Consider the following 12880-nt stretch of genomic DNA (forward strand, 5'->3'; position numbering starts at 1 on the left):
CGGCTCGTCCTCGTACCGCGGTGCGCTCACCGCTCGCCCTCGGCGGCGGCCGGCGGGCTGGGCGCGAGCGCGGGCAGATGGTCGGCGAGGGTGCCCGTGCGCCACGCGGCGGTGACCAACTCGCGGCCCGCGGCCGGTTGCGCCTTGCTGCCTCGGGTGTAGGTGAGGCGGTGCGAGGCGGCCCGCGAGGGGCGTATCTCGACTCCGGGCACGTCGTGCACCACTCCGGACGCTTCGTCGAGGTACCGGGCGGCACCGGCCGCGGTCGCCTCGGATAGGACGCGTCCGGAGAATCCGGGGCGCACGCTGGTGAGGACCTGGGCGGGGACGAACTCGACGACGTGCTCGGTGGGGAAGTGGTCGCGCACCCATCCGCGGAACGCGTCGGCATCGACAACCGTCGCTTCCCGCTCGCCTCCCTGGCGGGAGACAGAACCGACCCTCGTTCCGTCGGGCAAGGTGGCGTCGACTTTCGTGCTGCCACTGGCCTTGTACTGCCGTTCGAGCAGGTCGTCGGCCTCGCGCTTGGCGTCCTTGTAGGCGTCCTTGACCTGGTCGAGCAGGGCGCCGAGGACGGCCTGTCGCGTGACGGCATCGCGGACGGCGGCCGGTTCCGGCGCGGCGGGACCCGCGACGGCGGGCGCCGGGTCCGCAGGGTCGAGCGGGTCCTCGCCGCGGGCGGCGCGTTCCTCGGCCTCGATCCGGTTCATGCCCATGCGCTCGGTGATCGTGTCGAGGTGGTGCTGTTCGATCTCGGTCAACGGCTGCTCAGTCGTGGTCACTTCGCGCCCCCGGCGTTCTCGATCATGGCGCGGAACTGGTCGAGCTGGGCGGCGAGGGCCTGCTCGATCGGCAGGCCGTAGGCGCGCTCGAAATCGGCGTCGAGGGTGGGCAGGTTGGCGCGCGAGGCGGCGAGCCTGAGCGCGTTCTCGGCCTCGGCGGCGGCCTGCTCGGCGGTAACGACGCTCGCCGGTATGGCGCCCTCGGCGGCGACCGCATCGGAAACCGAGTGCGGCGTCGGGGTCGGCGGGTCCTGCTCGGCCGGGGCGCCCTGGTCGGCCTGCTTCTTGGCGCCCGGCTTGGTGGCGCCGATGGCGGCGAGGCGGGCGAGGTGGTCGGGGTGCGCGCCCCGCTCCTGTGCCGCGCTGTGCAGCTCGCGCACAGGGCCGACCGACTCGGCGGCGTGCGCGTCGCGGAGTTCGGCGAGGCACACCATGTAGTCCGCGGGGGCACCGGCGGCCTCGGCGGCGGCGAGAATCGCGGCGAGCTGGTCGACGTCGGACGTCTCCGCGGCCTCGGCGAGGTAGTCACGCGTGGCCGCGGTCGCGTCCGGGGGGCCGTTCGGCGTCGACTGCACGACGGTCACACCCTGCTGCATGGGCGGAGCGTCGGCGCGCTCGACGACTACCGGGTTGCCCTCCTGGTCGACGACGGCGCCCAACTCCTCGGGCGTATAGATCGCCCCGTGCAGCACTTCGGGGCACGCCGAACGCACGGCCTCGGCGATGGCGCGGGCCCGCAGCATGGCGCGCGGGAACTTCTCCCACGGCTGCGGCTGGTTCTTCTGGTCACGGGCCTGCGGGCGGCCGTCAACGAGCTTGCACAGACCCGCGGTAACGGCGTCGTCGAGGACCCACTCGATAACCGTCTCGTCGTCAGGGTCGTCGTGCCGCTGAATACGCACCTCACACCGGGTGCGCTCGGACTTGATCCGGACACGGTGGCCCGCGGTACGGGCGCGGCCGAGCATGAGATCGGCCGACTGGGTCGGCTTGCCCTTGATCACGTGAATCGTGGTGATGGTGGTCACGACGTCGAGGCCGAGCGCGCGGCCGTACTCCATCGCCCACAGAACAGAGGCGGGCTGCTTGCGGTAGGCGTCCGGCAGAAGGGGAGTGTTCGCGAGGGACTCGCAGAACTGCCACGCCTCGTACGGACTCATGTGGCTAAGGGACAGGGCGCCCCCGCGGGCCGGGGCGACGGCGGTCGGGGCGTGGGCGGTGGGCAGGGTGGTCACGGTCACGAGCGGGTGTTCCTGTTCTGTGCGGTGCGGTGGCGAATGTGGGCGGCGGCCTTGGTGATGCGGGTGGCGAGGGTGATCGCGTCGTCGGGGTCGAGCAGAGGGTCGAGGGCGACGGCGGCCGGGCAGTCGTCGAGCAGGGCCTCGCGGGTGGCGTCGGCCTGGGCGGCACGCATGGCGCGGCCGTAGTCGGTGGCGTCCTCGCTGCACATCGCGACGTCGAGGGCGACCACGCTCGCGGCGTGGGCGGTGAGCAGGCGGCCGACGGCGTCGGGGTCCTGGGCGTAGGCGAGGGCGAGTTTGTCGAGCAGCGGGTCGACCTGCTCGGCGAGCGGGAGGCGCACGGCGCGGCCGTCGGCGGAGAGCTGGGGGCGGATCACTGGTGCAGCTCCTCGGGCATGGTCGGCTCGTCGACGGCGAGGGCGCCGGTGATGGCGTCGTAGACGTACGGGCGTCTCCAGTCCGCGGCGGGGAATGTCCGGCGCAGCAGGTCGCGGGCGGCGCGGTGCGCTGTGCGGTCGGCGGTGAGGGGGAGGCCGAGTGCGTCGTCGAGGGCGACGGCTGTCGCGGGGCGCTGCTCTCCGTCGCGCGCGGCCGTCACGGGGACAGTCCGCACTCGGGCGGCGCCGGGCGCGATGGCGTCCAACTGCCGTGCGAGCAGGGCAACGGGGTGGGCGAGGTCGCTGCGGGCCTGGCGGGCGCCCTGTACGGCAAGGGCCACGCGGGAGGGGCGGCGGGTAATCTCGGGCGTGTTCACGATCGGTACCTCTCGGGGTTCGGTCGGAAAGGGGCCGTCCGGGTCGCATCCGGGCGGCCCTTCGTCGTGTCAGGCGGCGGCGCGGCGTTCGAGGTCGGGCGCCTGCTGGGACTTCCGGCGTTCGAGGCGGCGCAGTACGAGTTCGACCTCGGGGGCCAGGCGGCCCGCGGCGCGGTCGCGGTCGCGGCGGAGGCGAGCGGCGTCAAGGACCCGACGCGCGTTGGCGATGGCCTGCTCGCGGGAGATGAGGGCGGCGCTCATGCGGCGGCCCCGGCGGTGGCGCGGGTGTAGAGGTGCGACGCAGAAATACCGACGGTGTCGGCGACGCGGTCGGCGTGGTCGCCGCGGGGGGCGCCTACGCCGTTCCAAATGCGCCACGCGGTGGGCACGGAGAGACCGGTCTCGCGGGCGAGCTGGGACGGGTTCCTGATGCCACGCATGCGGGCGGCGGTGTGAAGGAGGGCGCGGTCGTACAACGGAAGGCACCGTTCTTTCTGTCTCGGTAGTTACCTGCCGAGACAGAAAGTAGCAGCTTTCTTTCAAGTTCGAAACTTAGCGGTCAAGTCACTGATCATGCAGGCGCGTTGACGCGCGGTGATCGGAATGGCATATTCGGTCATGTGTGCGAACCAGAAGGGGACGGTTCGCCATCAATCCGTACGTCTAGGGGGGCGTCATGGGGCAAAGCGCCGTGTCTAAAACGTGGCGTGTCCATACGGACACTCACGCGCTACATTTCAACCATGAAAAACAGCAAGCGCCATACAACCCCCGCGCCCGCTCAAGCGTCACCAGATACGGCCGACTTCGGCACGTGGTTGATGCGACGCCTCGAAGAGCTCGGCTACAACATGTCAGGCCCCCGGTCCGGAGGCCGCACAGCCTTCGCTGAAAACTCGGGGCTCAGTCCATCAACGGTCACCCGCCTACTCAGGGGTGAGATGCCAACCGATACCCGAATCCTGCGGACCCTCGCCGAGGCAATCCGCGTGCCCTACCCCGAAGTGCTCGTACGCGCCGGCGTCCTGACCCCCGACGAACTCGCCGCAGTGCAAAGGCCCATGACCGAGCACCAGATCACACCCGAACAGGCCGCCGACGAACTCGGCATCACAGACCCCGCGGAACGCAAGGTGTTCGTCAGCATGACGCGCACCCTCGCCCGCACCCCGCCCAACGAAGGCGAGCAGAAACTCGCCGACTGAACGATCAGCACGGAGGACACCCGCACATGCCCCGCCTCGCCCGACGCCTCTACGTCCCATCGGTCGCTATCGCTGTACTCGGCGCCGTTGTCGCGACGCTCGGGGTCCTCCACAACCATGACGACGTATTCCGCCTCGGCATGATCGCCCTGGTCGCTGCTATCCCCGCTCTCTGCTACTGCCTTACACACCGCGCCACCCGCGCGAGCGACTACCAACTCGCCGAAACACACAGCGCCGGATACCGGCTCGCGCTGCAACACGTATCCCTAGGACTCCTCGGCTCACCGGCGGCACCGCCGGATGGTGGCGAGGGCGTCGAGGAGGAAGACACGCAAGGAATCGCCACCATCCCTCGCGGCGACCTCCCCGACAACGTGCGGCTGATCCGGCCGCACGACGACGAAGACGACATGAGGAAACGGAAGGCACAGTGAGTTCGCTGTCCACGCCAGAGCAGCAAGCAAGGGGGATGCAAACGCGATGATGCGAGCGCCAACAACGCAGCCCATCACGTGGGAAGAGCTAGAAAAGGTCTTCCGAGACGTACCCGAGTCGTTCCAGACCGACGACCTGCCCGCCACGTTCCTACCCGGCGTGCAGATACCGGATGATCTCTCCGAACTCGAACCGTATATCGGGTACATCAGGGTCAGTACATGGCGAGAGGAGAAGATCAGCCCCGAACTTCAGAAGTCGGCTCTACTCGAATGGGCCAGACGCACCAAGCGCCAGATCATCGGCTGGATAGTCGACCTCGACGCCACCGGCCGCAACTTCAAACGCAAGATCATGCGTGGCATCGAGGGAGTAGAGGCAGGCTTCGCCCGCGGCATCGCCGTATGGCGCTACAGCCGCTTCGGACGCAACAGGACCGGCAACGCCGTCAACCTCGCCCGCCTCGAATACGCAGGCGGACGCCTCGAATCTGCCACGGAACCCGTCGATGCCAACACGGCAATCGGCGAGTTCCAGCGGGAAATGATCTTCGCGTTCGGCAACTTCGAAAGCAACCGCGCCGGGGAACAATGGCGCGAGACCCACGAGCACCGCAGGAACACAGAACGGCTCCCCGCCACCGGGCGAAAGCGGTTCGGCTACATCTGGCACCGCCGGTGGGACCCCAGGACAGAAACGCTCCAGAAAGAGCGCTACGCCCTCGACCCCGACTCCGCCGAGATCCTGCTCGAAGCCTACGAACGCAAGGTCTACGGAGGCGAGGGGTTTACCGCGATCTGCGCATGGCTCAACGCCCTCGGCTTCCGCAGCACCATGGGAAACCTCTGGGAACAGTCAGCGCTGCGCAAGTACATGGACAGTGGCTTTGCCGCCGGCCTGCTGCGGACTCACGATCTGGATTGCAAGTGCACCGAACTTGCGACGTGCAAGAACTGGCATTTCCTCCCTGGTGCCCAACCGGCCGTGGTCGACGAGGGGCTGTGGAAGGAGTACCTAGATCATCGGTCACTGATCAAGGGAATGGCGCCGCGCGAGCGAAACGCAACCTACCCGCTCACCGGGCTCATGCGGCACGGCCAGTGCCGACGGGGCCTAGGTGCCTTCCGGGGCGGCTCTACGGGTCGCACCGTCAACGGATACGGCTACCGCTGCAATTGGTACATCAAGAGCGGCGGAAGCGCCTGTGAGGGCGTGAGCATCACCCGAGCCAAGGTGGAAAAGCAGGTCCTCACCTTCCTTGCCGACGAAGTAGCCCCGGCCGTTGACGCGGTACCACCCGTGCAGCAGCGACAGCAGGACGTCAGCCGGGCGCGCGATCTCGCCAAGCGGGAAAGGGAACGACTCACGAAACAGATCAAGAAACTGAGCGACGGCCTCGCTCGGCTCCGCGCACACCACGCGGTGAACCAGGAGGAATACGAACCGGGGGAGTACGAGCAGGCGCGCGACAAGATCAGGAAGGAGAGGGCGGCGGCCGAGAAGGCTCTCGATGCCGTCGTCGAGGTGGAGGCGACGCCGCAACAGATCGACTTTCAACCGCTCGTTGTCGGCCTGCTCGATGAGTGGGACACGCTCAATGTGGCGGAGAAGAACGGCATCCTGCGGAAGATCCTTCGCCGTGTGTCGGTCGTGCGTATCGACCGGGGCCGGGGCAAGCGAGCGACATCCCGCGTTGAGATTCACCCGGTGTGGGAACCGGACCCGTGGGCGCCCCGGAAGGTGTCACTTATGAAGCGGCCCAAGGTGTCCCTTGTGAAGAGGGCCGAGCAGGTAGCGGCCGTGCAGGTGCCGCGCCTCGCCGCTGTTGCGTAAGCGTGTGTTTGTGCTTTAGAGGATCTACTGCATGTGAAGGCGCAGGTGAACTGGACCGGGCGCAGCTCCATGGAGGTCGGCGTCCGCGTCCTCGCCGAGCGTTGGAACGAGTCGACGCCCGCGCAGCAGGTGGGCTCGGCCTACCTCGTCTTCGCCGCCGTCGACGCGGACGGCAAGCCGCGGGGTGTGCCGCCGGTGCTCCCGGAGACCGAGCGCGACCGGCGCCGTTATCAGGAGGCGCAGATCCGGCGTACGCACCGGCTCGCGCGCCGCCGGGCCATCAAGGAGCTGCGGCAGGCACGTGCCGCGGAGGGCCTCGACGACTGAGCGCCCTCCGGGCACGTCCGCCCTACTGGCACACCACCTGGTCGCCCGTCAGGGCCCCGAACTCACCTTGGTACGCGTCCTCCGCCCGTACCGGCCTGACCTGCTTGAAGTCCTGGCCCGCGAGCACCTTCAGGGTCGCGCCCTGCCCCTTCACCGCCCGCATCTGGCAGCCGGGCAGCGCCGTCGCCAGGGACTTCGCCGAGCGGTCCCAGCGCGGGTCGTACGCGACGACCGTGCGCTTGAGCGGCTTGCCCACGAAATTGCCCGGGGTCCGCGTCGTACGGAAGCCGGTGGACCGCAGCGCGGTGTCGACCCGCTTGCCCAGGCCCGGTGTGCCCGCGGCATTGTCGACCTGCACCCGGATCTGCTGCGGCGACACGTCGACGACGGCCTTGCGCTTGACGCCGTGCGGGGCGAGGGGGCGGTCGTCGCGCAGCGCCTGGAAGAGCTTCGCGGACCTCTGCGGGTCCCACTTCAGGGTCGACCCGATGCCCGGCACCATCACGCCCTTGCTGCGCAGCGGCACCGTCGTGAACTCCGACGACGACGGCGAGAAGCCGCGCATCGCGCGTCCCAGGGCCAGCATCTCGTTCGTGCCGAAGCCCTTGTCGGCCCGGACCGAGCCGAGCAGCGTCCTGGACACGTCACGGAACTTGAGCGGGTTGAGCAGCACCCCGCTGCTGGTGGCCTTGGAGATCAGCGCCGCCAGGAACCGCTGCTGGCGCTGCATCCGCCCCAGGTCCGACGAGCCGTCGACGTGCCGGGTGCGGACGTACTGCAGCGCGGCGCCGCCGTTCAGCTTGTGCGTGCCGACGGGGAGATCGAGTCCGGTGTACGAGTCCTTCAGCGGGCGGGTCGTGCAGATCTCCACGCCGCCGAGCACGTCCACGGTCTTCATGAAGCTGGTGAAGTCGATCTCCATGTAGTGGTCGATCTTGACCTTCGTCATGTTCTCGACGGTCCGCACGGTGAGGTTGGGACCGCCCTCCGCGTACGCCGCGTTCAGCTTGACCGGATGCGGTTTGTGCTTGTCGCCGGAGTTCCGGTCGACGTGCTCGGGCATCTCCGCGTAGCTGTCCCGGGGCAGGCTCACCACGCTGGCGCGGTCCCGGTCCTCCGAGATGTGCACGATCATGACCGTGTCCGTGCAGTGGCAGGGCGCCCCACCGAGCCGGTACTTCTGCTTCTCCGCCTTGGTGATCTTGTCCCGGCCGTCCGTGCCGACGAGCAGCACGTTCATGCCGTTGCCGCCCTCCGGCCGGTTTTTCATGTCCTTGAAGGCGTCGACCCGGTCGATCTCCGTGTCGAGACTGGTCAGGACGCCGTGCCCGATCCCGGCCGCGACCAGCACGGTCAAGGAGAACCCCGTCGCCACCCGCATGGCCCAGCGTGGCCGCCTGCGCTGCTTGACCGGCCGCCCCGCGGACTGCTGGGGCTGCCTCGCACGTGGCGGTCGAGGGCCACGCGGCGGCGGGGTGGGGGAGCGGCGGGGCGGTGTGGGCACGTGTGGGGACACCTCCGCGGTGACGGGCCCGTCCGGGACGGGCGAGGGGACCCGCGATGGGCCGGGGAACGCGAGTACCGTAGGCCCATACGATCTGCGACCCGGGGCAGCAGGCCGGGCGGCGCGCGCCGGTGTCCCCCATTCGCGGTAACGTGGCGCCGATGAACGCGACGCCCGACGTGCAGCTTCCTGCCGTATCCGTGATCATGCCGGTGCTCAACGAGGAACGGCACCTGCGTGCTGCCGTCTCCGCGATCCTCGAGCAGGAGTACGACGGTGAGATGGAGGTCGTCGTCGCGCTCGGTCCCTCCACGGACCGCACGAACGAGATCGCCGCCGAACTGGTCGCCGAGACCGCGGGCAACCGCGCGAAGGTGCAGACCGTCCCGAACCCCACGGGACGCACACCCGCCGCCCTGAACGCCGCCATCAAGGCCTCCAGTCACCCGATCGTGGTGCGCGTGGACGGCCACGGCATCCTCTCGCCGGGCTACATCGCCACGGCCGTACGCCTCCTCGAGGAGACCGGCGCGCAGAACGTCGGCGGCATCATGCACGCCGAGGGCGAGAACGACTGGGAGCACGCGGTCGCCGCCGCCATGACGTCGAAGATCGGCGTGGGCAACGCCGCCTTCCACACCGGGGGCGCGGCCCAGCAGGCGGAGACCGTCTACCTCGGCGTCTTCCGCCGCGAAGCCCTGGAGCAGCAGGGCGGCTACAACGAAGAGTTCATCCGCGCCCAGGACTGGGAGCTGAACTTCCGCATCCGCGAGGCGGGCGGCCTCATCTGGTTCTCGCCCGAGCTGAAGGTGCAGTACCGCCCCCGGCCGAGCGTGAAGGCGCTCGCCAAGCAGTACAAGGACTACGGCCGCTGGCGGCACGTCGTCGCCCGCTACCACGAGGGCTCCATCAACCTGCGCTACCTCGCGCCGCCGACCGCGGTCTGCGCGATCGCGGCGGGCGTCGTCGTGGGCGCCGCGGTGACGCCCTGGGGCTTCGTGGTCCCCGCCGGCTACCTCGCGGCGATCGCTGCGGGCTCACTGCCCGCGGGCAAGGGGCTTCCGCTGAAGGCGCGCCTCCAGATCCCGGTGGCGCTCGCGACCATGCACATGTCGTGGGGCTGGGGCTTCCTGACCAGCCCGCGCTCCCTCGCCAAGAAGGTCATCGCCTCCCGGCGCCCGGCCGTGCTCAGCGAGGCCTGAGCACAGCCGGATGAGCCGGGGGCAGGGCCCTCCGGCTCACTCCCAGGTGAACTTCGGGTCCACGTGCATGCACGCCTTCTTGTCCGAGCCGTTGAGCGCCTCGGCCGATTCCGGCGTCTTGTCGTCCTGCTTCGGCTTGGGAGGGGCGTTCCCCTCCCGCCAGTCGGCACCGACGACCAGGGTGACCCCTGAGACGTCCGTCGACTGCTTCACCGAACTCAGCCGCATGCCAAGGGACTTGGCGACCCGCTGGGCGTCGCCCTCCAGGTCGGCGCTGGGGAACTTGATGACGGTCTTCTCCTGCGCGAGCGCCGTCGTCGTATCGGCCGCCGCCTTGGCGAAGCCCTTCCCCGCGAGGATCTGGGTGACCGTGCTCGCGCGCCCGCTGACCGGGGGCTCGACGTTCGTGCGGGTGCCGTTCTGCACCTGCACCGCGATCTCGCCGTCATCGGCCGCCGGATCGTCCGAGACCTTCTCCTTGGCCGGCTTTTTCTTGCCCTTGCCGTCCAGTGAGACGTCGTCGCGTACGAGGCGGAAGAGCTGCTCGGCGTCGCCCGGCTTGGGGATCACGCGCGCGCCCACGTACTCGTACGGCATGGTCGTCATCGTGGTCCGCTCCGGCGAGACCTTCTTGAGCTCGTTGCTCAGGTCGAAGAGCTTCTTGACGCTGCCCAGGCCGTCGTCGACCTTGAGCGCGCTGGTGGCCGTCTCGGCGAGCTTGCGGAGCTTGTTGGGGCTGCTCAGATTGGCGTTGTTCCGCAGCTCGCGCACCAGCGAATTCATGTACATGTGCTGGGCCTTGGCGCGGCTGATGTCGGTGCCGCCGTCGAAGCCGTAGCGGGTGCGCAGCCACTGGAGGGCCTGCTCGCCCTTGACGGCGGTGGTGCCTTTCTCGAGCTTCAGGCCTGAGCCGTGGCCCGCGCTGTCGCGCGAGTGGATGTTGGCGTCCACACAGACCGGTACGCCGCCGATGGCGTCCGCCATGGAGACCACACCCGCGAAATCCACTTCCATGAAGTGGTTGACGTGGATGTTGGTGAGCTTCTCCCAGGTGGCGACCGTGCAGCCGGGGCCGCCGCGGCCGAGCGTCTGGTTCGTCATCGTCCGCTGCGTAGACGCCGCGTAGACCTTGCCGTCGTCCGGGTCGGTGCACTTGGGAATGTCGAGGAGCGTGTCGCGCGGCATGCTGATGACCGACATGTTCGTGCGGTCGGCCGACAGGTGGAGCAGCATCTGCACGTCGGCGAGCGGCGGTGACCCGAAGGTCTCCTTGGCCCCGCCGAGCTTCTGGTTCTCCTTGGAGTCCCGCGCGTCCGAACCGATAAGGAGGATGTTCAGCGGGGTCTGGCCCGCCGCGTTCGGCGTGGGCTCGGGGGCCCGGTGCTCGCCGAGGTTCAGGTCGTCGGTCTCCAGGTTGCCGTTCAAGTGCTGGTAGTAGAGATATCCGGCGCCGGCCGTGCCAAGTATCAGTACCGACAGGATCGTTGCCGACCAGCGGAGTATCCGGCGTCTCGGACGCGGAGTCCGTCCGCCACCACCCCCACGGCCGCGCCTCTGGTGCCCGCTGTCCGCGGAGGGCTCCCCACCCTCGTGCGTCGGGCCGTCTTCCAAGCCGAGATCACTCGCGTGCGGGGCGCGTTGTCGCGCCCCCTCCCCACGCACGCTGCTTTTCCCCATCCCCTGCCCCTCCCCGCGCTACCCCGAATTACGGCCATCCTGCGCCCAGTTAGACGCAGAATGGCCGCCTCAGGTCACTTGGCACACACAGTCTTGTCAGCTTCGACCTTCTGGATGCCCTCAGGCGCCTTCGACGGGGTGCTGATCGGAACCCCCGCACCCTTGAAGTCGCTGCCCAGCGTCAGCTTGATGGCGGGGAGCCCCTGCGAGTTCTTCTCGCTCTTGCCGGGCTTCATCGCGGAGCCGGACAGGCCCATGACGTCGGCGAGCCTCCGGGCCTGGTCGGCCTGGTCGGGGGCGTACTCCAGCGTCGTCTTCTTGAGGTCGGACGGCGCGTTGCCGAGCTGGCTGGCTTTGGACATGCCCTCAGTGTTCTGCAAGTACGTGAGAGTTGCCTGAGCGGCGCCGGTCTTGCCACTGCCGTTGTAGATGTTGACCCGCACGTCGGAGGCCGCGGACTTGCTGCCCTTGAGCCGGGCGGCGACCTCCGCCTTCTCCTTCTTCTCCTTCTTCTTCACCGCGGTCAGCGACTCGTCGGCGCGCATCATGGAGAACAGCGGATCGGCCTTGGCCTTGTCGACGACGACCGTCGTGTGGACCTTCTCCGCCGGGTTGTCGATCACCGGCACGGTCGCGAAGCTGAGGTTCTTCATGTCGAGCTTGCCGAGCTCCATGCCCAGGTCACGGAGTTTCATGATGTCCGCGATCTTGGAGTCGACGGTCAGCGCCTCGGTGCCCGCTTCGGCCAGCTTTATCATCTTCGACGGGTTCGTGAGCGTGTCGTTCGACTTGAGCTTGCGCATCAGCGAGCTGAGGAACTGCTGTTGCAGCTCGATGCGGCTCAAGTCCCCGCCGGTGCCCACGGAGTGACGAGTGCGGACGAACGCCAGCGCCTCCTCGCCCTCGATGGTGTGCTTGCCCGCGGGCAGCTTCAGGTGCGAGTCCGGGTCGTCGATGTCCTTGGCCAGACAGACGTCCACGCCGCCGACCGCGCTGGAGAGCGTCTTGACCGCGTTGAAGTCGGCCACCATGAAGTGGTCGGGGACTATTCCGGTGATCTCCGTGACCGTACGCATGGTGCAGCTCGGCGTGCGCTCGCTCTGCCCGAGGCTCTCGTTGAAGCGGGCGCCCTGGGTGCCGCCGATCGTCTTCTTGCTGCCGTCCTCCATCGTGGTCGGGCAGTCCGGAATATCCGTGATCATGTCGCGCGGGATGCTCAACGCGGTGGCGTTCGTACGGTCCTTGGAGACATGCAGCAGGATCGTCGTGTCCGCGTGGCCGACGCTTCCCTTGTCGCCGTACTTCTCGTTGCCCTCGCCGCTGCGCTTGTCCGTGCCCATCACGAGGATGTTGATGGCACGGTCCTTGCTGAAGCCGCCGGTGCTCGCGCCGTCGTCGGCGATCGAGTTGATGTTGCCGTTGAGGTGTTGGTAGTAGAGGTACCCGCCGACACCCGTCACCAGCAGGAGGAGGGCGAGCGAAGCGCCCGTCCACATCAGGACCTTCTTGCCCTTGGCCTTCTTCGGCTTCTGCTTGCGGCGCCCGCCCGCGGCCTCCGGCTGCGGAGCCCGGCGCCTGCGCTGCGGCGGCACGTCGCGCTGTTCGTCACGGGGCTCGTCGCGTCGGCCATCGCGGCCGCGCGTTCCCTGGCGAGGCGAGGACCGCGGTGATCTGCGGGGTCCAGGCACTGCCGACTGCCCTGCGGAAGGGCTCAGTCGCAGTTCGTAATCGCCGGTGTTCGGGTTGAGTACCCACTGGTCTGCGGGGTCGATGTTCTCCGCCCGCCCACGGCCTTGCGCGTCCACGGTTAGCTGCGTCCTCCGTCGGGGCCACGCGGCGCCTTTCCCCCCTCAGATAAGGCGCTCGGTCAGTCGTTCAGGGTGCGCGGCCATGAAGGGCCCGGCGCACCGGATCGCT

13 protein-coding genes and 1 pseudogene are annotated in these 12880 nt (G+C 68.8%); 5 read left to right on the plus strand and 9 right to left on the minus strand.

Annotated elements, in window-relative coordinates; genetic code table 11:
* Positions 1 to 26: 26 nt before the first annotated feature.
* The 6 genes from AC5P1C_RS09945 to AC5P1C_RS09970 form a co-directional block, all read right to left on the minus strand.
* On the minus strand, positions 27 to 782 hold the full coding sequence (locus AC5P1C_RS09945; protein ID WP_493865325.1) for a hypothetical protein: 756 nt from the start codon (positions 780 to 782) through the stop codon (positions 27 to 29).
* Complete coding sequence (locus AC5P1C_RS09950; RefSeq protein WP_493865326.1) at positions 779 to 2023, minus strand: recombinase RecT; 1245 nt, start codon at positions 2021 to 2023, stop codon at positions 779 to 781. Before AC5P1C_RS09950 ends, AC5P1C_RS09945 begins: the two co-directional genes overlap by 4 nt.
* Entirely contained in the window at positions 2020 to 2400 is a 381-nt protein-coding gene (locus AC5P1C_RS09955) for a hypothetical protein (RefSeq protein WP_493865327.1), read from the minus strand. The genes AC5P1C_RS09950 and AC5P1C_RS09955 overlap by 4 nt, the downstream gene beginning before the upstream one ends.
* Entirely contained in the window at positions 2397 to 2777 is a 381-nt protein-coding gene (locus AC5P1C_RS09960) for a hypothetical protein (RefSeq protein WP_493865328.1), read from the minus strand. The genes AC5P1C_RS09955 and AC5P1C_RS09960 overlap by 4 nt, the downstream gene beginning before the upstream one ends.
* A gap of 69 nt (positions 2778 to 2846) precedes the next feature.
* Positions 2847 to 3038, minus strand: a complete 192-nt coding sequence (locus AC5P1C_RS09965; RefSeq protein ID WP_493865329.1) for a hypothetical protein — start codon at positions 3036 to 3038, stop codon at positions 2847 to 2849.
* Positions 3035 to 3217, minus strand: a complete 183-nt coding sequence (locus tag AC5P1C_RS09970) for a helix-turn-helix domain-containing protein (protein WP_493865330.1) — start codon at positions 3215 to 3217, stop codon at positions 3035 to 3037. Before AC5P1C_RS09970 ends, AC5P1C_RS09965 begins: the two co-directional genes overlap by 4 nt.
* A gap of 303 nt (positions 3218 to 3520) precedes the next feature.
* Between AC5P1C_RS09970 and AC5P1C_RS09975 the strand changes: the two genes are divergently transcribed.
* The 4 genes and pseudogenes from AC5P1C_RS09975 to AC5P1C_RS09990 all read left to right on the plus strand — a co-directional run.
* Positions 3521 to 3982: a helix-turn-helix domain-containing protein gene (locus AC5P1C_RS09975; protein WP_493865331.1), complete on the plus strand. Its 462-nt coding sequence runs from the start codon at positions 3521 to 3523 to the stop codon at positions 3980 to 3982.
* Between the two features lie 26 nt (positions 3983 to 4008).
* A complete protein-coding gene (locus tag AC5P1C_RS09980) occupies positions 4009 to 4419 on the plus strand; it encodes a hypothetical protein (RefSeq protein WP_493865332.1) in 411 nt (136 codons plus the stop codon).
* A gap of 46 nt (positions 4420 to 4465) precedes the next feature.
* Positions 4466 to 6253 carry a recombinase family protein gene (locus tag AC5P1C_RS09985; RefSeq protein ID WP_493865333.1) on the plus strand — a complete coding sequence of 596 codons (1788 nt, stop codon included), beginning with the start codon at positions 4466 to 4468 and terminating at the stop codon, positions 6251 to 6253.
* 21 nt (positions 6254 to 6274) lie between these two features.
* A pseudogene (locus AC5P1C_RS09990) lies at positions 6275 to 6580 on the plus strand (acyl-CoA thioesterase); the annotation flags it as partial.
* Between the two features lie 22 nt (positions 6581 to 6602).
* On the opposite strand, the gene AC5P1C_RS09995 reads toward AC5P1C_RS09990, so the two are convergent.
* Entirely contained in the window at positions 6603 to 8084 is a 1482-nt protein-coding gene (locus tag AC5P1C_RS09995; protein ID WP_493865334.1) for an LCP family protein, read from the minus strand.
* Positions 8085 to 8245: 161 nt separating this feature from the next.
* Between AC5P1C_RS09995 and AC5P1C_RS10000 the strand changes: the two genes are divergently transcribed.
* Positions 8246 to 9286: a glycosyltransferase family 2 protein gene (locus AC5P1C_RS10000; RefSeq protein WP_493865335.1), complete on the plus strand. Its 1041-nt coding sequence runs from the start codon at positions 8246 to 8248 to the stop codon at positions 9284 to 9286.
* 36 nt (positions 9287 to 9322) lie between these two features.
* Here AC5P1C_RS10000 and AC5P1C_RS10005 read toward each other — a convergent pair whose 3' ends face one another.
* Entirely contained in the window at positions 9323 to 10963 is a 1641-nt protein-coding gene (locus tag AC5P1C_RS10005) for an LCP family protein (RefSeq protein ID WP_493865336.1), read from the minus strand.
* 74 nt (positions 10964 to 11037) lie between these two features.
* A complete protein-coding gene (locus AC5P1C_RS10010; RefSeq protein ID WP_493865337.1) occupies positions 11038 to 12768 on the minus strand; it encodes an LCP family protein in 1731 nt (576 codons plus the stop codon).
* Between the last annotated feature and the right edge of the window lie 112 nt (positions 12769 to 12880).

This window comes from Streptomyces sp. A18 (assembly GCF_059026065.1).